Annotated in this window: 16 protein-coding genes; 2 read left to right on the top strand and 14 right to left on the bottom strand. The window is 69.2% G+C overall.

Annotation, left to right across the window (positions count from 1 at the left end):
* Window positions 1-5: 5 nt before the first annotated feature.
* The 8 genes from ACSQ89_RS25300 to ACSQ89_RS25265 all read right to left on the bottom strand — a co-directional run bounded on the left by ACSQ89_RS25300 (window position 6) and on the right by ACSQ89_RS25265 (window position 10617).
* Entirely contained in the window at window positions 6-1304 is a 1299-nt protein-coding gene (locus ACSQ89_RS25300; protein WP_093103903.1) for a TRAP transporter large permease, read from the bottom strand.
* Window positions 1301-1861, bottom strand: a complete 561-nt coding sequence (locus ACSQ89_RS25295; RefSeq protein ID WP_436293683.1) for a TRAP transporter small permease — start codon at window positions 1859-1861, stop codon at window positions 1301-1303. The genes ACSQ89_RS25300 and ACSQ89_RS25295 overlap by 4 nt, the downstream gene beginning before the upstream one ends.
* A 101-nt stretch (window positions 1862-1962) precedes the next feature.
* Complete coding sequence (locus tag ACSQ89_RS25290) at window positions 1963-2958, bottom strand: Bug family tripartite tricarboxylate transporter substrate binding protein (protein ID WP_093103906.1); 996 nt, start codon at window positions 2956-2958, stop codon at window positions 1963-1965.
* A gap of 36 nt (window positions 2959-2994) precedes the next feature.
* Window positions 2995-4908: an acyl-CoA synthetase gene (locus ACSQ89_RS25285; RefSeq protein WP_436293682.1), complete on the bottom strand. Its 1914-nt coding sequence runs from the start codon at window positions 4906-4908 to the stop codon at window positions 2995-2997.
* On the bottom strand, window positions 4905-6044 hold the full coding sequence (locus ACSQ89_RS25280; protein ID WP_436293681.1) for an acyl-CoA dehydrogenase family protein: 1140 nt from the start codon (window positions 6042-6044) through the stop codon (window positions 4905-4907). Before ACSQ89_RS25280 ends, ACSQ89_RS25285 begins: the two co-directional genes overlap by 4 nt.
* A 10-nt stretch (window positions 6045-6054) precedes the next feature.
* Entirely contained in the window at window positions 6055-7263 is a 1209-nt protein-coding gene (locus tag ACSQ89_RS25275; RefSeq protein ID WP_093103910.1) for an acyl-CoA dehydrogenase family protein, read from the bottom strand.
* A gap of 11 nt (window positions 7264-7274) precedes the next feature.
* The gene (locus ACSQ89_RS25270; RefSeq protein WP_436293680.1) at window positions 7275-8465 is read right to left on the bottom strand and encodes an acetyl-CoA C-acyltransferase; all 1191 of its coding nucleotides are present in this window, start codon (window positions 8463-8465) and stop codon (window positions 7275-7277) included.
* Window positions 8466-8487: 22 nt separating this feature from the next.
* Window positions 8488-10617: a 3-hydroxyacyl-CoA dehydrogenase NAD-binding domain-containing protein gene (locus ACSQ89_RS25265; protein ID WP_436293679.1), complete on the bottom strand. Its 2130-nt coding sequence runs from the start codon at window positions 10615-10617 to the stop codon at window positions 8488-8490.
* A gap of 111 nt (window positions 10618-10728) precedes the next feature.
* Here ACSQ89_RS25265 and ACSQ89_RS25260 point away from each other — a divergent pair, with 111 nt between their 5' ends.
* On the top strand, window positions 10729-11637 hold the full coding sequence (locus ACSQ89_RS25260) for a LysR family transcriptional regulator (RefSeq protein ID WP_093103915.1): 909 nt from the start codon (window positions 10729-10731) through the stop codon (window positions 11635-11637).
* A gap of 12 nt (window positions 11638-11649) precedes the next feature.
* On the opposite strand, the gene ACSQ89_RS25255 is transcribed toward ACSQ89_RS25260, so the two are convergent.
* Genes ACSQ89_RS25255 through ACSQ89_RS25245 form a run of 3 tightly spaced genes read right to left on the bottom strand, consistent with a single transcriptional unit; the run spans window position 11650 to window position 15094 of the window.
* Window positions 11650-12669 (bottom strand): esterase, encoded by a 1020-nt coding sequence (locus ACSQ89_RS25255; RefSeq protein ID WP_436293678.1) that lies wholly within the window; start codon window positions 12667-12669, stop codon window positions 11650-11652.
* The gene (locus tag ACSQ89_RS25250) at window positions 12666-14108 is read right to left on the bottom strand and encodes an amidohydrolase (protein ID WP_436293677.1); all 1443 of its coding nucleotides are present in this window, start codon (window positions 14106-14108) and stop codon (window positions 12666-12668) included. Before ACSQ89_RS25250 ends, ACSQ89_RS25255 begins: the two co-directional genes overlap by 4 nt.
* Complete coding sequence (locus tag ACSQ89_RS25245; protein ID WP_093103918.1) at window positions 14105-15094, bottom strand: Bug family tripartite tricarboxylate transporter substrate binding protein; 990 nt, start codon at window positions 15092-15094, stop codon at window positions 14105-14107. The genes ACSQ89_RS25250 and ACSQ89_RS25245 overlap by 4 nt, the downstream gene beginning before the upstream one ends.
* Window positions 15095-15238: 144 nt before the next feature.
* Between ACSQ89_RS25245 and ACSQ89_RS25240 the strand changes: the two genes are divergently transcribed.
* Window positions 15239-16306, top strand: coding sequence for a LysR substrate-binding domain-containing protein (locus tag ACSQ89_RS25240; protein WP_093103919.1), 1068 nt, complete (start codon window positions 15239-15241; stop codon window positions 16304-16306).
* A 17-nt stretch (window positions 16307-16323) separates the two neighbouring features.
* Here ACSQ89_RS25240 and ACSQ89_RS25235 read toward each other — a convergent pair whose 3' ends face one another.
* The 3 genes from ACSQ89_RS25235 to ACSQ89_RS25225 form a co-directional block, all read right to left on the bottom strand.
* On the bottom strand, window positions 16324-16971 hold the full coding sequence (locus ACSQ89_RS25235) for a dihydrofolate reductase family protein (protein ID WP_436293676.1): 648 nt from the start codon (window positions 16969-16971) through the stop codon (window positions 16324-16326).
* 74 nt (window positions 16972-17045) lie between these two features.
* Entirely contained in the window at window positions 17046-18023 is a 978-nt protein-coding gene (locus ACSQ89_RS25230) for an intradiol ring-cleavage dioxygenase (protein ID WP_436293675.1), read from the bottom strand.
* 94 nt (window positions 18024-18117) lie between these two features.
* The gene (locus ACSQ89_RS25225; RefSeq protein ID WP_436293674.1) at window positions 18118-18849 is read right to left on the bottom strand and encodes a response regulator; all 732 of its coding nucleotides are present in this window, start codon (window positions 18847-18849) and stop codon (window positions 18118-18120) included.
* Window positions 18850-18892 lie beyond the last annotated feature (43 nt).

Below are 18892 nucleotides of genomic sequence, written 5' to 3'. Positions count from 1 at the left end.
AAAATCTAATAACCTAGCTTTCGGGGCAACCACAGCGCCAATTCGGGCCAGGCAATCACCGCCACCATCACGAGGAACATCGCAACGAGCATCCAGCCGACCCAGCGCACGGTCTCTTCCATGCGCACGCCGGCGATGCGGCACGAGACCATCAGGTTCACCGCCAGCGGCGGCGTGAACTGACCCAGCGCCACCTTGAGCGTGAGGATGACGCCGAACCACACCGGGTCCCACTTGTAGTACTGCACGATCGGCCACAAGAGCGGCACGAAAATCAGAAAGATCGACACGCCGTCGAGGAACATGCCGACTGTGATCAAGAGCAGGATCAGCAGCGACAGCACGCCGTACTCGCCCAGCCCCGAATTGACGATCGCGCGCGTGACCGGATCGATCACGCCCAGCGTCGAGAGCGAGTAGGCGAAGATGCCCGCGAGCGACACCACCAGCAGGATCACGGCCGAGAGCTCGCCCGATTCACGCAGGATCACGAACAGGTCGCGGACCTTGATCGTGCGGTGGATCGCCATGCCGACGAAGAGCCCGTAGAACACCGCGACCACGGCCGCCTCGGTGGGCGTGAACCAGCCGGCGCGCATGCCGCCCAGGATGAGCACCGGCGCCGCCAGGCCCCAGACCGCATCGCGCAGGCTCTTCCAGAAAGGTGGGCGCGGCAGGGTGGATTCGAGCGCGCCCATCTTGTGCTTGCGCGCCAGCCACACGGCCGGGACGATCAGCGCGATGCCGGCCAACACGCCCGGCACCATGCCGGCTGCGAACAGCGCCGGCACCGAGGCGCCCGGCACCAGCACCGAGTAGACGATGAAGGCCACCGAGGGCGGGATCAGGATGTCGGTGGCCGCAGCCGCGCCGACCACGCTGGCCGAGTACGCATTGGGGTAGCCCGCGCGCGACATCGCGCCGATCATCACCGCGCCCACGGCCGCCGCGTTGGCCGGGCCCGAGCCCGAGATGCCGCCGAGAAACATCGCCACCACGATCGCCACCAGCGGCAGCATGCCGGGCCCGCGCCCGACGATCGCGATCGCGAAATTGACGAGCCTGAGCGCCACGCCCGAGCGGTCGAAGATCGAGCCCACCAGCACGAACATCGGGATCGCGAGCAGCGGGTATTTGCCCAGGCCGGCATAGAAGTTCTGCGGCACGGCGAGCAGGCCGAACCACTGCGCGTCGGCATTGGCGAGCCCGATGGCGACCGCGCCCGCGAGGCCGAGCGCCGCGCCGATCGGCACGCCGACCAGCATCATCAGGATGAAGGCGACGAAGAGCAGCGTCGGGATCATTCGCCCGAGCCCCCGGCGCGCATCTCGCGGCCGCGCCGGACGAACAGGCCTACCGCGCGCAGCGCGATCGCGGAGCACACGATCGGCAGCCAGATCGTGTACCACCACTGCGGCACGCCGATGCCGGGCGAGGTTTCCTCGAAACGGTAGTTGTCCCAGACCACGCGCACGCTGAGCGCGGCGATCAGGAAGAACAAGAGCGCCACCATCAGCGCGCCGAACTGCGCGAGCCGCTTACGCCTGGCCATCGACCCGCCCTCGGCGAAGTACTCGATGCGGATGTGGCGGTCGCGCGCGACGGCGGCCGAGCCCGCGACCATGGCCAGCAGGATCATGAGGAAGACCGAGAACTCCTCGGTCCATGCGAAGGAGGAGTCGGTGAAGTAGCGCACCAGCACGTTGGCGAAGGTGATGCAGGCCAAGAGGCCCATGATGATCACCGTGGCCCAGTCCTCGATCGCGAGCGGCACGCGCGTGGGCTCGTCGGCGGCTTCGATTTCGGGGGGCAGGGGACTGGCGGCGTCCAGCAAAGGGCCGGACTCAGGGGGAGAGGACATCGGGGGAACGGGTCAGCGGCCGGAATTCGGCCAGCGCAGATCGTAACGATCCATAACCGTTCGCCCCATCGGGGCTTTCCTTGAGCCCCGGTCCTCGTCGTTCACTCGAGCTTGGCGCCCGACTGCTTGATCAGCCGCTCCCACACCGGGCGCTCGGCCTTGTAGGCGGCGGCAAAAGCCTCGGGCGAGCTGTCCTTGAGCTCGAAGCCCATGGCCGCGACCTTCTGCTGCACGTCCGGCTGCTGCGTGGCCTTGCGGATCTCGTCGGCGAGCCGCTGCACGATCGGCTTGGGCGTGCCGGCGGGCGCTGCGACGGCCAGCCAGCCGGTCAGGCGATAGGCCTCGTCCTTCAGGCCCTGCTCGGCCAGCGTGGGCACGTTGGGCAGGGTGCTCATGCGGCGTTCGCCGGTCACGCCGATGGCCTTGAGCTTGCCGGCCTCGATGTGCGGCTTGGCCTGCAGCGCGCTCGCGTAGGCCATCTGGATCTGGCCGCCGATCAGGTCCTGCACCATCGGCGCCTCGCCCTTGTAGGCCACGTGGTTCATGTCGGCGTCTTGCGTGAGGCTCATGTGCGCGCCGGCCAGGTGCGGGTAGGCGCCCAGGCCGTAGGAGCCGTAGGCCAGCTTGCCCTTGTTGGCGGCCACGTACTTCAGCAGCTCGGGCGCGGTCTTGACCGGCACGCCGGGATGCACCACCAGCACCAGCGGGCCCATCGCGACCTGGTAGACCAGCGTCAGGTCGCGCTCCGGGTGGTAGGGCAGCTTCTCGTAGAGGAACTGATTGGTGAGCAGCGCATTGGAGAGCGACATCACGATGGTGTAGCCGTCGGGCGCCGCCTTGGCGACCGCGTCGGTGCCGATGATGCCGGCCGCGCCGGGCTTGTTGTCGATGACGACCGGCTGGCCCAGGCCGGCCGCCAGCTTCTCGCCGATCACGCGCGCCAGCACGTCGGTGCCGCCACCGGCGGCGAAGGGGACGACCATCTTGATCGGCTTGTTCGGGTAGGCCTGGGCGTGCGCAACGCCGCCCGCGCCCAGCGCGAGGGCCGAGGCCGCGGCGCAGAGCCAGGCGCGGCGGTTCAGGGAGTGGGTGTTCATGTGTGTCTCCTGTACGGCTTTTTTGGAATGGGGGGCTTATCGCAGGACGACCTGCGTCTTGAAGGGCAGGCGTCCGAGCGCCTCCGTAAGCCGCGCCTGCAGCGGCGCGGCCTGCGCCCCGGCCGCGGCCGCATCGATCACGACCTTGAGCGCGCTCTCGCCATCGGCCTGCACCTCGGGCCGTGCCGCCAGGCCGAGCGCGGCGCAGGCCTCGCCGACCAGCGCCTCCGCCACCTTGCGCGCGGCCAGGGCACGCAGCTCGGGCTTGTAGATCTTGCCGACGTTGGTCATCGGCATGTGCTCGATCACGACCACCGACTTCGGCTTGGCCGGCGCTTCGTCGACGCGCGCGGCGGTGAAGGCCAGCAGTTCGGCTTCGCTGGCCGTCATGCCGGGCACAAGCGTGGCGAAGGCCACCGGCAGCTCGCCCGCGTAGGCATCGGGCGCGCCGACCGCGGCGCACAGTTGCACCGCCGGGTGTGCGCCCAGCGCGTCCTCGATGGTCTTGGGGTCGATGTTGTGGCCGCTGCGGATGATCAGGTCCTTGGAGCGGCCACTCAGGTTGAGCCGCTCCTCGCCGTCGAGCCAGCCCAGGTCGCCGGTGGCGAGCCAGCCGTCGGCGGTGAAGGCACGGGCCGTGTCGGCTGGATCGACGAAGCCCGAGAACAGGTTGGGCGACTTGAAGAGCACCATGCCCTGCTCGCCCGCCGGCAGTTCGCGATCGCTCGGGTTGCCGTGCTCGTCGAGCGCGACGATGCGCAGCTGCGAATACGGAAGCCTGAAACCCACGCAGCCTGCCGGCCCGATCACGCCCGGGGGCGTGATGGTCGAGATGCCGGCCATCTCGGTCATGCCCAGGCTTTCATGCACGTGCAGGCCGAACAGGCGCTCGAAGCGCGCCGCGAGTTCGGGCGCCAGCACGGCGGCGCCGGTGCGGCAGTAGTGGATGGAGGAAATGTCGGCGCCGTCCAGCGGCACGTTGGCGAGTGCCGCCAGCACCGTGGGCACGGCCGACAGCGAGGTCGGCCGGTACTTCTCCACCAGCCGCCAGTAGTTGGCCAGTACCTGCTTGTTGCGCAGCAGCGCCGTGGTCGGAATGATCACCTCCACGCCGGCCGACAGCGCCGACAGCGAAGCCGGCAGCACGCCCGCCACGTGGAACAGCGGATAGCCGTTGATGGTGACGTCGCTGCTCTTCAGGCCTTGCAGCTTCACGCTGGCCCAGGCGGTGAAGACCTGCGCGCCATGGCTGTGGCACGCGAGCTTGGGTGCGCCGGTGGTGCCGCCGGTGTGGAAGTAGGCGGCGATGTCGGCAGGCGCGATGTCGCGGCCGCTCGCGAGGTGGTCGGCCGGCACGTGCGCGCACATCGCGTTGAAGTCCGCCACGCCCTCGGGCAGATCGCCGGCGCTGCCCATGGGCTCGTCGTGCGGCGCCACGCGCAGCACGGTGGTGAGCGTGGGCACCTGGCCGCGCAGGCGCATCGCCTTCGACCACATGCCCGATTCCTCGTCCGAGCCGTAGGCGATCAGCACCTTGGCGCGGCCGGCGGTCATCAGCGAGACCAGCTTCTCGTCGGCGAGCAGCGGGTTGAGCGGCTGCACGATGCCGGCCGCTTCTCCGCCCCACAGGGCCAGGTGGTACTCGAGGCAGCCCGGCAGCAGCACGGCCACCGCATCCTCCGGCCCGACGCCAAGCGCGTGCAGCACGTTCGCGGTCTGGTGGATGCCGGCCAAGAGTTCGGCGTAGGACCAGCGGATCGGCTCGTCGGCCGGATCGGCCGTGCGCAGGAAGGTCAGCGCCGTCTTGTCGCCGAAGGCCGCTGCGGCATTGCGGAAGATCTCGTAGGTGCTGCGCACGGTCAGCGCCTCGGAAAGCGGCGTCTCCTCGAGCCTTCGCACGTCCTCGATGCTGCGGACGGGGAACGACGGGCTGAAGGGCGCGGTGCTCATCTTGCCTGCCTGCCGAAGGCGATGAAGCGCTGCAGGTGATGGTCCTCGTCGCCCAGCTGGTGGTCGATCATCACGAGGCGCTTGGCATAGTGGGCCAGCGGCAGCTCCCAGGTCATGCCGATGCCGCCGTGCATCTGGATGCTTTCCTCGGCCACCAGCGCGCCGATGCGGCCGATGCTGGCCTTGGCCGCCGACAGCGCGCGCTCGCGAGTGGCGCGGTCGGTGTCGTCGATGGCGGCGGCCGCATTGATCACGGCCGAGCGGGCCTGCTCGATCTCGAGCAGCAGGTCCGCCATGCGGTGCTGCAGCGCCTGGAAGCTGCCGATGAGCGTGCCGAACTGCTTGCGCGTGCGCAGGTACTCCAGCGTCGCCGTCTTGGCGGCTTCCATCGCGCCCAGGCTTTCGGCGCACAGGGCCAGCACGCCACGCCCGACGGCGCGTTCCAGCACGGCGTGGCCCTGGCCTTCGGCGCCGAGCAACGCATCGGCGGGGAGCGTCACGCCGTCCAGCACCACTTCGGCCACGCGGCCGCCGTCGATGGCCGGGGCGCCGCGCACGTAGACGCCTTTTGTCTTCGCAGGCACCAGGAACAGCGAGATGCCGGCCTCGTCGTCCGGCGCGCCCGAGCTGCGGGCCGAGACCAGGAACAGATCCACCTGCTCGCCCTGCGGCACCACGGCCTTGGCGCCGTTCAGCAGCCAGCGGTCGCCGCTGCGGTCGGCGCGGGTCTGCACGTGCGCCAGTTCGTAGTGCGTGCCGGGTTCGTCGTGCGCGAGCGCCGCGAAGGTGCCGCCGCCGATGATCTCGGCCAGCGTTTCCTTCTGCGCCTCGCTGCCGGCGGCTGCGATGGCGTCGCCGACCATGACCGCGCCGAGCAGGGGCTCGACCACCAGGCCGCGGCCCAGTGCCTCGAAGACCACGGCCAGGTCGAAGCCGCCGCCGCCGAAGCCGCCGTCTTCTTCGCGGAACAGTGCGCCGATCACGCCGAGCTCGGCGAACTGCTGCCAGATCTCGGTGCTGAAGCCCTGGGCCGACTTCGCGATCCGGTCGCGCGTCTCGAAGGCGTACTGCTCGGCGATGAAGCGGTTCAGGCTGTCGGCGAGCATGCGCCGGTCTTCGGTGTGTTCGAAGTTCATGGCAGTTTCCTCACAGGCCCAGGATCATCTTGGAGATGATGTTTTTCTGAATCTCGTTCGAGCCGCCGAAGATCGACAGCTTGCGGTTGTTGAAGTACTTGGCCGCTGCGGGTGCGGCATAGTCCGGGCCGATCGGTACGCCGTCGAAGCCCTCTTCGAGCGCCTCGGCGACGAAGGGCCGCGCGTAGGGCCCCATCGCGCGCCGGATCAGCGACGAGATCTCCTGCCGGATCTCGGTGCCGCGGATCTTGAGCATCGAGCTCTCGGCGCCCGGCACGCCGCCGCCGGCCACGGCCGCGATCACGCGCAGGTTGGTGGTCAACATGTTCTCGAGGTCGATCTCCACCCGCGCCATGCGCGCGGCGAAGGCCGGGTCTTCGGCGAGCGGCTTGCCGTTCTTCGTCTGCTTCGCGGCGATGGCCTTGAGCTGCTCCAGCGCAGCCACCGAGAAGCCCACGCCCGCGATGTTGGTGCGCTCGTAGGTCAAGAGGTACTTGGCGCAGGTCCAGCCCTTGTTCTCCTCGCCCACCAGGTTCTCGGCCGGCACGCGCACGTCGGAGAAGAAGACTTCGTTGACCTCGTGCTCGCCGTCGAGCGTGATGATTGGCCGCACTTCGACGCCGGGCGTCTTCATGTCGATCAGGAGGAAGCTGATGCCTTCCTGCTTCTTGGCCTCGCGGTTGGTGCGCACCAGGCAGAAGATCATGTTGGCGTGCTGGCCCAGCGTGGTCCAGGTCTTCTGGCCGTTGACGATGTAGTGATCGCCCTGGGCATCGGTGCCGCGCACCGCCGAGGTCTTGACCGAGGCGAGATCGGAGCCCGCGCCGGGTTCCGAATAACCCTGGCACCACCAGTCGGAGCCATCGAGGATGCGCGGCAGCCAGCGGCGCTTCTGTGCCTCGCTGCCGTACTTGATCAGCACCGGCCCGAGCATGTTCACGCCGAAGGGCACGATGCGCGGCGCATGGGCCAGCGCGCATTCGTTCTCGAAGATGAATTTTTCCACTGCGGTCCAGCCGGGGCCGCCGTACTGCTCGGGCCAGTGGTTGGCGAGCCAGCCGCGCGCATGGAGGATGGCGTGCCATTCCTCCATGTCGGCCTTGCCCAGGTGCTTGCCGCTCGCGACCTTGTCGGAGAGGCGCTTGGGCAGCTTCTCGGCCAGGAAGCTGCACACCTCGTCGCGGAAGGCTTGCTCTTCGGTGGTGAAGTTCAGGTCCATGTCCTTGCTCCTCAGTAGATTTCGAACAGCCCGGCAGCGCCCATGCCGCCCGCGATGCACATCGTGACCACGGCGTACTTGGCGCCGCGCCGCTTGCCTTCGATCAGCACATGGCCCGTGAGCCGCGCGCCCGTCATGCCGAAGGGGTGGCCGATGGAGATCGCGCCGCCGTCGACATTGAGCCGCTCGGCCGGAATGCCCAGCTTCTGCTGGCAGAAGATGGACTGCGAAGCAAAGGCCTCGTTGAGTTCCCAGAGATCGATATCGTCGACCTTCAGGCCGTTGCGCGCCAGCAGTTTCGGCACCGCGAACACCGGGCCGATGCCCATCTCGTCGGGCTCGCAGCCCGCGATCGCGAGGCCGCGGAAGGCGCCCAGCGGCTTGAGGTTGGCGCGCTCGGCGTCCTTGGCCTCCATCAGCACGCAGGCCGAGGCGCCGTCGGACAGCTGCGAGGCGTTGCCGGCGGTGACGAACTTGTCCGCGCCCATCACCGGCTGCAGCTTGGCCAGCGCCTCGTAGGTGGTGCCGCGGCGGTTGCAGGTGTCGACGTCGATCGTCACCTCGCGATGGCTCACTTCCTTGGTGTCCTTGTCGGTCACGGCCATGGTGGTGGTGCAGGCCACGATTTCCTCGCGGTAGCGGCCGGCGAGCTGCGCTTCCTCGGTCTTGCGCTGGCTCTCGGCCGAGAAGCGGTCCTGCGCCTCGCGGCCGATGCCGTAGCGTTGGGCGACGATGTCGGCGGTCTCGATCATCGCCATGTAGAGCGCGGGCTTGTGCTCGACGATCCACGGGTCCATGCCGCTGTCACCGCTGTCGGTGGCGCTGCGGGTGCGTATCTGCGAGATGCTCTCCACGCCGCCCGCGATCATGGCCGGCGCGCCCTCGACGACGATGCGGCCCGCGGCCATCGCGATGGCCTGCAGGCCCGAGGCGCAGAAGCGGTTGACCGTGGTGCCGGCGATGCTGATGGGCAGCCCCGCGCGCACGATGCTCTGGCGCGCGACGTTGCGGCCGGTGGTGCCCTCGGGGTAGCCGCAGCCGAGGATGGCGTCCTCGATCAGCGCCGGGTCCAGGCCCGAGCGTTCCACCGCGGCGCGCACCGCGAAGGCGGCCAGCGTGGGGCCGGGTGTGATGTTGAACTCGCCGCGGTGCGCCTTGGTGAGCGGCGTGCGGGCAGTGGAAACGATGACGGCTTCGCGCATGGTGTTTGTCTCCTGGTTCGGCTTACTCGGATTGATTGAGGCTCGCGAAATCGGCGCCGCGCTCGACCAGCTCCTCCAGCAGCGGCGAAGGCTGCCAGAACAGCGGGTCTTCCTTGGCGAATTCGCGGATGTCGGCCAGCACCTTGGCGAGGCCCACCGTGTCGGCGTACTTCATCGGCCCGCCGCGATGGCGCGGAAAGCCGTAGCCGTAGAGAAAGGTCACGTCGACGTCCAGCGGGCGCAGCGCGATGCGCTGGTGCACGACGTTGGCACCCTCGTTGACCATCGCGGCCATGTAGCGGCGCATGATTTCTTCGTCCCTGAACTTGCGCGGCGCGACGCCTGCGCGCTGGCGCTCGGCATCGATGATGGCCTCGACCTCGGGGTCCGGCGTGCCGGTGCGCGCGCCCTCGGGGTAGAGGTAGTAGCCGCGGCCGGTCTTCTGGCCGAACCAGCCGCGCTCGCAGATGCGGTCGGCGATCTGCACGTAGCGCGCCTTCGGGTCGCGGGTGGCGGCCTTGCGCTTGCGCGTGGCCCAGCCGATGTCGCCGCCGGCCAGGTCGGACACCTGGAACGGGCCCATCGGGTAGCCGAAGTCGCGCACCGCCTTGTCGATCTGGTAGGGCGAGGCGCCGTCCTCCATCATGTGGTCGGCCGCCTGGCGATAGACCGCGAGGATGCGGTTGCCGATGAAGCCGTCGCAGACGCCCGCGCGCACCGGCGTCTTCTTCAGCTTCTTCGCGAGCTCGAAGCCGGTGGCGACCACGTCGGCGCTGACCTTCGCCGGCACCACGATCTCCAGCAGCTTCATGATGTTGGCCGGCGAGAAGAAATGCAGGCCCAGCACGTCGGCCGGGCGCGAGATGCTGGACGCGATCTCGTCGATGTCGAGGTAGGAGGTGTTGGTGGCGAGCACCGCCCCCTTCTTGCACACGCGGTCGAGTTCGGCGAAGACGGCCTTCTTGACCGCCATGTCCTCGAACACGGCTTCGACCACGAGGTCGACGTTGGCCAGCGCGCCGTAGGCCGTCGAGCCCGAGAAGCGCGCCATCACCGCGGTCTTGGCCTCGGCCGTCATGCGGCCCTTCTGGATCAGGCCGTCGTAGACCTTTTCGACATGGGCCCGGCCGCGCGCGAGGCTGGGCTCGTCGCGCTCGATCATGGTCACCGGCAGCCCGGCGTCGAGCATCGCGACCGCGATGCCGGCGCCCATGGTGCCGCCGCCGACGATGCCGCAGGATTCGATGGGCCGCGGCTTGGCGGCCTTGGTCTCGGGCGCCTTCAGCACTTCGCGTTCGGCGAAGAAGGCATGGATCAGGCCGGCGCGCTGCGGGCTCTCGATGCACTGCAGGAAGAGCTTGCGCTCCAGCGCCATGCCTTCGTCGAAGGGCAGCGTGAGCGCGGCCTCGGTGGCCTCGACGATCTTCATCGGCGAGAAGAGGCTGCGGCTTTTCTTGGCGGTGTGGTCGCGCGCGGCTTCGAGTGCGGCGCGTTGCGCCTCTAGCTCGGCCAGCGCGTTCGCGTCGCGCGTGCGGCGCACCGGCGCCTTGGCCGCGACCAGTTCCTTTGCATAGGCCAGGCCTTCGGCCAGCGCGTCGGCACCTTCGCCCAGGCGATCGACCAGGCCCAGGGCCAACGCTTCCTTGGCACCCGCATGGCGGCCGCTCAACATCAGATCGAGTGCGGCTTTCACGCCGATCAGGCGCGGCGCACGCTGCGTGCCACCGGAGCCGGGCATCAGCCCGAGCTGCACCTCCGGCAGGCCCAGCTTGGCGGAAGGCACGGCCAGGCGGTAGTGCGCCGACAGTGCGATCTCCAGCCCGCCGCCGAGCGCGGCGCCATGGATCGCGGCCAGCACCGGCTTGCTGCAGTTCTCGATGCGGCTGCACACCTCGGGCAACGAGGGCGGCAGCGGTGGCTTGCCGAATTCGCGGATGTCGGCGCCGGCGATGAAGTTGCGGCCGGCGCCGACGACCAGCACCGCGGCCACGGCGCCGTCGGCCTCGGCGGCGTCGATGGCCTCGACCAAGCCGCGGCGCACATCCACGCCCAGGGCGTTGACCGGCGGGTTGTCGATGGTGACGACCAGCACATCGGCCTGGCGCTGGAAGGTGACGGGATCGGACGCAGGAAGGGTGTCAGTCGTGGCCATGGTCTTTGTCTCCGGGTGAACCCAGCATTCTTGGCCCGGCTCGTCGCTTTGACAATTGCATTGGCGATTGACAGACTGTCAAAGAATTTTTGACACAATGCCCGCCTCATCATGGATTTGCAATCGCTGACCCTTCTGGTCGAGATCCTCGATGCCGGCAACCTGAGCGAGGCCGCGCGCCGGCTCAAGATGAGCCGCGCCAACGTGAGCTACCACCTGAACCAGCTCGAGCGCTCGGTCGGCGCGCAGCTCGTGCGGCGCACTACGCGGCGCGCCGAAGCCACCGAGATCGGCCAGCGCCTCTACCAGCACGGCCTCGCCATCCAGAGCGAGCTCCAGGCCGCGCGCGAGTCGGCGTCGGCGCTGGGCCAGGGCCTGGTCGGGCGCGTGCGGCTCAGCGTGCCCAGCGGCTACGGGCAGCTGGTCATGTCCGACTGGCTGATCGATTTCAAGCGCCAGTACCCGGGCATCGTGCTCGACGTGCTGTTCGAGAACCGCATCGAGGACCTGCTGCGCGACGAGGTCGACATCGCGATCCGCGTGATCCCCGAGCCGCCGCTCAATCTGGTGGCGCGAGCGCTGGGCCCGGTGCGCTATGTCGCCTGCGCTTCGCGTGCCTACGCGCAGGAGCACGGCCTGCCCACCCAGCTCGACCAGCTGACGGCCGCGCCCGTGGTCACCGCGGCGGTCATCGGCCGGCAACTGCGCATCTCGGCCTACCAGGGCGAGGAGCGGCGCGAGGTGCTGCTGGAGCCGACGCTGATCTCCGAGAACTTCCTGTTCCTGCGCCAGGCCATCCTGGCCGGCCTCGGCATCGGGCTGGTGCCCGACTACGTGGTGCAGGAGGACGTGCGGCGCGGCGAAGTCCTGACCACGCTGGACGACTGGCGGCTCAGCATCTTCGGCACGCAGATGTTCATGCTCTACATGCCGAACCGGCAGCACACGCGGGCGACGCGGACCTTCATCGATTTCATCCTCGAGCGGGCGCGGGGCACACCGGACGAGGGATCGCGCTGAGGCAGGGCCGCCTCAGGGCGCACGCTGGCCGATCCAGCGGTCGACGATCTGCGCGATCTGGTCGCTGTTCCTGTCCATCATCAGCATGTGCGAATTGCCGTGCAGGCCGGTTGCCGGCAGGTCGATCCAGTCCGAGACGCCGCCCGCGGCCCGGTGCGCATCCCGGAAGCGCCGGACGGCAGGCAGGACCTGCTGGTTCCAGTACACGCTGGTGTCCAGGCGATCGCCCCAGACGTAGAGGATCGGCGTGTGCTTCAGCGCGGTCATGTCCTGGGTCGCCGCCTCGGGCGCCCCGCTGGGCTCGACCAGCACCAGCGCCCGGACCTTGGCCGGCGCCCGCAGCGCGGCCTGGAAAGCGAAGTTGGCGCCCTGGCTGTGCGCCAGGATCACGCAGGGACACGCCTTGTCGACCAGGGCGTCATAGGCCTGTTGGGTGACCGCGTCGGTGGTCGTCCAGCGCGGGACGCTCTGCTTCATGAACTGATCGAAGGCGCCGACCGGAAACTGGGTGCCGGGGAAGGCGGTACGTCCCTGCGGGTCGCCGTCGAACGCAGGCCCGATGCGGAACACCTCCCATGCCTCCTTCTTGGTCCTGAACAGCGGCTCGCCGGCAAAGATCTCCGGATAGCGGGACCAGGACGCCCGGCCGCGCTCCATCGCGTCGCTGACATAGGTGTCGTAGCCGGCGCGCATGAAGAAGTCCTGCCAGCCGCGCTGGCCGTCGGGCTTGGTCTCCCAGGTCACGCCGCTCAGGCCGCCGCCATGCCACAGGAGCAGAGGCAGGCTGCGCGCCGGCGAGGCCAGCCGCACGTATTGCACATACATCTGGCCTGACTCGAAGTCCCCGTTCGGATCGCGACGAACGGGCGGCGTGGATGGTGTGAAGCGGATCTCGCGTGCGGGCAGGCCGGACAGCGTCACCTGTTGGCCACCGACGTGGAAGCTGCCGATCTCGCGCACCCGGATGGCGTCTGTGCTCGTACAGCCCATCGAGGTCAGCGCGACCAGGATCGCGGCCGGGATTCCTTTCATGGCTTGGCTTCGCGCGCCGGCGGCGGCAGTACCTCCTCGGGAATCGGACAGCGGTAGGCTGCGCCACCGCGCTTGGCGCGCAGCTCGTTCTCCGCCTCGCACAGCAGCTCGGGACGCCCGGCCAGCGCGACGCCGGTCGCGGCCAGGCACTTGGCGGCCAGCAGCATGCCCTTGTGCGCCAGCGAGGTCTTGCCCTGCGCGACCATCTGCCACGAATGGAAGGCCGTGCCCCACGCGAAGCAGGCGGTCAGGCACTGGGTGGTCGGCGCGGCCCAGCTCACGTCGCCCATGTCGGTGGAGCCGGTCACCGGGCGCGCGGCGTCGGGCCGGTAGGGCTGGATGCCGGTGGCGATGGGCTGCGGGTCGCGCAGCGCGGCGGCGAAATGCTTGGCGCTGCTGGCCAGCTCCTCGCCCGAGATCGTGGCCTGCATCTTGGCGGCGAAGCGGCGCTCGTCTTCGCTGACCTCGAGCGCGCCCACGGCCTCCATCTGCTCGGCCATGACGCGGTCGAGCGTGTCGTTGTGCAGCACATTGGAGACTGCCTTGTCGAACACCATCTCGACCGTGGTGCCGGTCATCATCGCCGCGCCGCGCGCCACCTGCTCGACGCGCTCGAACAGCGCCAGCGCCTCGTCGATGCGTGTCGCCCGCACGGTGTAGAGCAGCTCGGCATGGGCCGGAATCACGTTGGTCGACGGACCGCCCGAGTCGATGTAGGCGAAGTGCACGCGCGCCTGCTCGGGCATGTGCTCGCGCAGGTAGTTGACGCCGACGTTCATCAGCTCAGCCGCGTCGAGTGCGCTGCGTCCCAGGTGCGGCGCGAGCGCGGCATGCGCCGACTTGCCGCGGAAGCGGAAGTAGGCCTGCACGTTGGCCAGCGTGGCGTTCATGAACACCGAATTGGCCACCGACGGGTGCCAGGACAGCGCGGCATCGAGATCGTCGAAGAGCCCGGCGCGCGCCATGAAGGTCTTGCCGGCGGCAGCCTCCTCGGCCGGACAGCCGTAGAAGCGCACCGTGCCGGGCAGGTCATGGCGCCTCAGGTGGTCGCGCGCGACCACCGCCGCCAAGTGCGCTGCCGTGCCCAGCAGATGGTGGCCGCAGCCATGGCCCTGGTTGAGCGCGCGTTCCGGATCGGGCCGGCACTCGAGCGCGCCGCTGGCCTGGTTCAGGCCCGCGAGCGCGTCGTACTCGCCGAGAAAGCCGATCACCGGGCCGCCGCTGCCGGCCTCGGCGACGAAGGCGGTGGGCATCCCGGCCACGCCGCGCGTGACGCGGAAGCCCTCGGCCTCGAGGGCCACCGCGTGCAGCTCGGCCGACTCGAACTCGCGATAGCGCATTTCGGCCAGGCCCCAGATGCGGTCGGCGATCTCGATGTAGGGGCGGCGCCGCGCCTCGACGGCGGCGGCGATCTCGGCGACGGCGGAGGCGGGCTTCACTTCTGCGTCTCCAGCTGGGCGGTCGCCACGAACTTCCGATAGCGTGCGTCCTCCGCGCGCATCAGCGCAGGCAGGTCTTCGTCCTCGATCATCGGCAGCCCGCCCAGGTCGTTGAAGGTTTGGCGCAGGCGGGCGTCCTTCAAGGTCTCCTTCAGCGCCGCCTTGAGCTTCGCGATGACCGGCTCCGGCACCGCCTTGGGTGCCATCAGCGCGAACCAGCCGGTGAGCTCGTAGCCCTTGAGCTCCGGATGCTCGGCCAGCGCGGGCACGTTGGGATAGATCGGCGCCCGCGTGCCGCTGGTGACGGCGATCGGCACCACCACGCCGGCGTCGATGAGCGGCTTGGCCGGCCCGGTGCCCATGTAGCCGAACTCCACCGCGCCGCCGGCCAGGTCGTTGCCCAGCGCCGGGACGCCGCGATAGGCCACGTGTGTGATCCGGGTGCCGGTGCGTTCGCGCACCAGTTCGCCGGCGAAGTGGAACATCGAGCCGGTGCCCGAGCTGCCGTAGTTGTACTTGTCCGGGTTCTTGCGCAGCAGCTGGATGAACTGGTCGGTAGTCTTGACGCCCGACTGGCGCGACGCCAGCAGCATGCCGCCCTGGTGGTTGACCACGCCGATCGGCGCCAGGTCCTTCTGGCCGTCGTAGGGCTGCTTCGGATTGATCAGCTTGGTCGCGATCAGCTCGCTGTTGCCGCCCATCAGGAGCGTGTAGCCGTCCGGCTTTGCGGTGACCACCTTCAGCGCCCCCAGCGCGCCGCCGGCGCCGCTGAAGTTTTCGACGATCACGCGGGTCTTCAGCACGCGGCCGAACACCTCGGCGAAGGGCCGTGCGACGCTGTCGGTCGAGCCGCCGGCGGAATAGCCGACGACCAGCGTGATCGGCCGCGAGGGGTAGTCGTCCTGGGCGGGGGCCACGGTCGCGACCGTGCCGGCGAACACGGCCGCGAAGAGGCGCGGGAGAGGGGATCGGCAATGGGCCATCATGGTCGGGAAGGGCGTGGGGATGAATCTGGCCCGATCCTAGGATTTGCCGCCCGTGTGCAACAGTCCTGCAACGGTGGCGCTGTTGAGCGCTGGTTGCCGGGTACGCATCTTGCGGCCCGCGCCTCACATTTTTCGGAGACGCGCATGAAGGTTCACCAGTTGAAGGCCCTCGTCGCCGTCGGCGACCACGGCAGCATTCGCGCCGCGTCGCGCGCCGCCGGGCTGTCGCCGGCGGCGGTGACCAAGGCGGTGCGCGAGCTCGAGGAAGATGTCAGGACGCTGCTCATCACGCGCGAGGCCAAGGGCGTGACCTTCACCGATGCCGGCCGGGCGCTGCTGGTGCACGCGCGGCTGGTCGTGGGCCAGCTGGCGCGTGCCGAGGAAGAGATGGAGCAGCTATCGGGCCGCGGGCGGGCGCCGCTGCGCATCGGCGTGAATTCGTGGCTCGCCCTGACCTGCCTGGGCGACGTCGTCAAGCTGTTCCAGCAGCGCATGCCGACGGTGCGCCTGGAGTTGATGGAAAGCGTGCTGACGGTCTCGATCCCGAAGCTGCGCGACGGCACGCTGGACTTCTGCATAGGCCGCGCCGGCCCGGCGTCCACCCATGAGGACATGGCTCACGTGCCGCTGTTCCGCACCAGCTCGGCGGTGGTGGGGCGCGAAGGCCATCCGCTCGCGCACAGCCGATCGCTGGCCGAGCTGCGCGATGCGCAGTGGCTCTTGAACTGGACGCCCGGCGACGACCCGGCAGACCCGCATGAGGACGTGTTCGCCCGCTACCTGCGCGAATGCGCGCCGACGGTCCACGTGGCGCATTCGACGGTGATCGTCACCAGCCTGATCCGCAGCACCGACATGCTGACGCTGATGCCCTGGCCCCTGGTGGAGGCGATCGCCGGCCGCGAGCGGCTCTGCGTGCTGCCGCTGGCCGAGCGCCTCAACGAGACGACGGTGAGCCTGATCTCGCGCCGCGGCGACCCGATGAGCGCGGCCGCGCGCTGCTTCATCGAATGCTTCAACGCGGTGGTTTACCGCGCGCTCGGCTCCGACGATCCTGCGCGCCGTCGCTTGTTCCATTCGATCGACGGACTGGCGCTGAACGACCAGGCCTTGAGCGAGATGGCGCGCGCGCAGGGGTGGGACAGCCGGGTGCTGCTCGACCCCGGTGCGACGATGCTGCCGCCCGACCCGGGCAGCGCGGCGGCGCACTGAGATCTCACGCCTGCCGATCAGCCGCGCTTGGCGAACTTGAGGTGCGTGACGCCCGGCGCGGCCACCGTCCGCACGAACTCGAGGCCATGGAGCTGGTCGCCGACGTTCTCGAACAGCCTTTCGCCGCTGCCGAGCAGCGTCGGCACCAGGCTGATCTCCATCTCGTCGACGAGACCGGCTGCCAGATACTGCTGCGCGGCCCTGGCGCCGCCGGCGAGCGATACGTCCTTGCCTCCGGCGGCGCGCTTCGCCATCTCCAGCGCGTCCTCGATGCCGGTGGTGACGAAGGTGAAGCGCGTTCCGCCCTCGCATTCGAGCGGCTCGCGCGCGTGATGCGTGAGAATGAAGACGGGATGATGGAAGGGCGGGCTGTCTCCCCACCAGCCGTTCCACGGCGTCTTCGCATCCCAGGAGCCGGGATGCCCACCGAACATGTTGCGTCCCATGATCGTCGCGCCGATGTTGGCCAGCGATTCCTCGACGACCGCCGTGCTTGCATTGACTTCCCCGCCTTCCTGGCCATGGAGCCTGCGAAACACCTCGAGCTGGAAGGCCCATTCGTGCAGGCGCGTGCCGCCGATGCCGAGCGGGTTCTGCACGCTCTGATCGGGACCGGCCACGAAGCCGTCGAGTGACATGGCAATCTTGAAGCGCAGTTTGGGCATGTCGCGTCTCCTGGTGATCCTGCATTGTCAGCCCACCAACATCACGCTGGAGGCGATGGGGGGCTAACCCGGTGCTAGCGCGCGATGCCGATGGTCGCGGTCGCGGTGTAGCCGGCCGTGATGCTGCCGGTCATGGCGGGCGTCATGGCGGCGATCTGCGCCGCGGTGTTGTCGCTGAACACGTTGTCGGTCGTGAGCGAGACGGCGGCGAAGTTGTTCACGCTCGTGGTGTAGCCGGTGGCGTAGGGGTAGACCGCGCTGCACGCCGCGCTCGGCATCGCCAGCTGCGAGGTCAGCACCGCGTTGCGGCCGGTGGTGGCCGTGGCGAGGCTCGCGAACACCTCGAAGTGCATGTGCGGCCAGCGGCCGGCGTAGCAGCCGGGGAAGATCGTCGTGAAAGTGACCTGGCCGTTGGCATCGGTGACCTGCACGCCGCGCAGGTAGCTTTCGGCCGCGGCCGTGTACAGCGAGTAGTTGCCGTCGCGGTCGCAGTGCCAGAGGTAGATCGCGTAGCCGGCCAGCGGAGCACAGCTCGAATTGGTGTTGACCAGCGTCAGCGTGAGCGTGGTCAGCACGCCGGGTGCCTGCGTCGTCGTGCTGATGAAGCTGCTGCGGATGTCGCTGCGGACGATGCCGCTGGCGGTGAGCACGTCGGAGGTCGCGCCGGAGGAGCTGTTGGTGCCGTCGGCCGGGTAGGGGCCCGCCGTCTCGCCGGGCAGCGCGGTGCAACTGCTGCTGCTGCTGCTGCTGGACGTGCTTGTCGTCGTGGAGCCGCTCGAGCTCGAGGTGGAGGAGGTCGTCGTTCCGCTCGACGACGCCGTGGTGCTCGTCAGGCCCGCGAGGCTGCTCCCGTCGGAGCCGCCGCCACCGCAGCCGGCCAGCAGGAGTGCCGAGCCGGCGGTGGTGGAGCCCAGCCATGCCAGCGCTCTGCGGCGCTGAAGGAGCTGCGCCGAGATCAGCGGAAGATCGTCGGCCAGATGGTGGCCATGCGACGGTTCGGTGAAAGCGTGGCTGTTGTTGTTCCGCGTGGGGTGTGAATCGTGGACTGACACTGTGGCTCCGTGGGTGGGTGGAGCCTCGAGCTTCGAGCCGCGATGTTGCCGGCGGATTTCGCCGCCTTGCGGCTTTGTTGCGAAGCCGGCGGAACTACCCGCGCGTCACGGCAGGCACGAACATGTAGCCCTCGTTGCGCACCGTGCGGATCAGGTCGGCGCGTGCATCGCCGAAGCTGAGCTTGCGCCGCAGGCGGCTGACCTGAACGTCGATCGCCCGGTCGTAGGAGTCGCTGTCCGAGCCCAGCGCGTAGTCCACCAGTTGGTCGCGCTGCAGCACGCGCCGCGGATGCTGCGTGAAGGCGCGCAGCAGGCGGAATTCGCCGTCCGACAGGCTGACGACCGCGTTCGCCGGGTCGTACAGCACCCGCTCGGTCAGGTCGATGCGCCAGCCGGCGAAGCAAAGCGTGTCGCTGGATTCGGGCCCGGGCGCGGGCGGGGCGGCGGCCGGCGGTGCCGACGCGCGGCGCAGCACGGTGCGGATGCGCGCCAGCAGCTCCCGCGGATTGCAAGGCTTGGCCAGGTAGTCCTCGGCGCCGATCTCCAGGCCCACGATGCGGTCGATGTCGGTGCCGACGGCCGACAGCATGATGACCGGCGGCCCGCTGCTTCTCTGCAGCTCGCGCAGCGCCGTGAGCCCGTCTTCGCCCGGCATCATCACGTCGAGCACGATCAGCGCATAGGCGTTCTGCGCCAGCTTGCCGCGCATTTCCGGGACGTCGGCGGCCGTGTCGACCTGGAAGCCGTGCTTCTCGAGGAAGGAGGACACCAGGCCGCGGATGCCGGCGTCGTCGTCGACGATGAGGATGCGGGTGCAGAGATTCACGGTCTGGCAGGGGATGGAGGGCAGGCGCTATTGTCGATGCTGG

The organism is Variovorax sp. LjRoot175, from assembly GCF_964253805.1.
Classification (GTDB): Bacteria; Pseudomonadota; Gammaproteobacteria; order Burkholderiales; family Burkholderiaceae_C; genus Variovorax.
Note: the sequence above shows the minus strand (reverse complement) of the source record. Positions and strands in the feature narration are given on the sequence as shown.

Excerpts from the sequence above, each read along its gene's own strand:
- ACSQ89_RS25300 (WP_093103903.1), bottom strand. The coding sequence starts at position 1,304 with ATGATCCCGACGCTGCTCTTCGTCGCCTTCATCCTGATGATGCTGGTC.
- ACSQ89_RS25280 (WP_436293681.1), bottom strand. The coding sequence starts at position 6,044 with ATGAACTTCGAACACACCGAAGACCGGCGCATGCTCGCCGACAGCCTG.
- ACSQ89_RS25255 (WP_436293678.1), bottom strand. The coding sequence starts at position 12,669 with ATGAAAGGAATCCCGGCCGCGATCCTGGTCGCGCTGACCTCGATGGGC.
- ACSQ89_RS25240 (WP_093103919.1), top strand. The coding sequence starts at position 15,239 with ATGAAGGTTCACCAGTTGAAGGCCCTCGTCGCCGTCGGCGACCACGGC.
- ACSQ89_RS25275 (WP_093103910.1), bottom strand. The coding sequence starts at position 7,263 with ATGGACCTGAACTTCACCACCGAAGAGCAAGCCTTCCGCGACGAGGTG.
- ACSQ89_RS25260 (WP_093103915.1), top strand. The coding sequence starts at position 10,729 with ATGGATTTGCAATCGCTGACCCTTCTGGTCGAGATCCTCGATGCCGGC.
- ACSQ89_RS25235 (WP_436293676.1), bottom strand. The coding sequence starts at position 16,971 with ATGCCCAAACTGCGCTTCAAGATTGCCATGTCACTCGACGGCTTCGTG.
- ACSQ89_RS25270 (WP_436293680.1), bottom strand. The coding sequence starts at position 8,465 with ATGCGCGAAGCCGTCATCGTTTCCACTGCCCGCACGCCGCTCACCAAG.
- ACSQ89_RS25290 (WP_093103906.1), bottom strand. The coding sequence starts at position 2,958 with ATGAACACCCACTCCCTGAACCGCCGCGCCTGGCTCTGCGCCGCGGCC.
- ACSQ89_RS25285 (WP_436293682.1), bottom strand. The coding sequence starts at position 4,908 with ATGAGCACCGCGCCCTTCAGCCCGTCGTTCCCCGTCCGCAGCATCGAG.
- ACSQ89_RS25295 (WP_436293683.1), bottom strand. The coding sequence starts at position 1,861 with ATGTCCTCTCCCCCTGAGTCCGGCCCTTTGCTGGACGCCGCCAGTCCC.
- ACSQ89_RS25245 (WP_093103918.1), bottom strand. The coding sequence starts at position 15,094 with ATGATGGCCCATTGCCGATCCCCTCTCCCGCGCCTCTTCGCGGCCGTG.
- ACSQ89_RS25265 (WP_436293679.1), bottom strand. The coding sequence starts at position 10,617 with ATGGCCACGACTGACACCCTTCCTGCGTCCGATCCCGTCACCTTCCAG.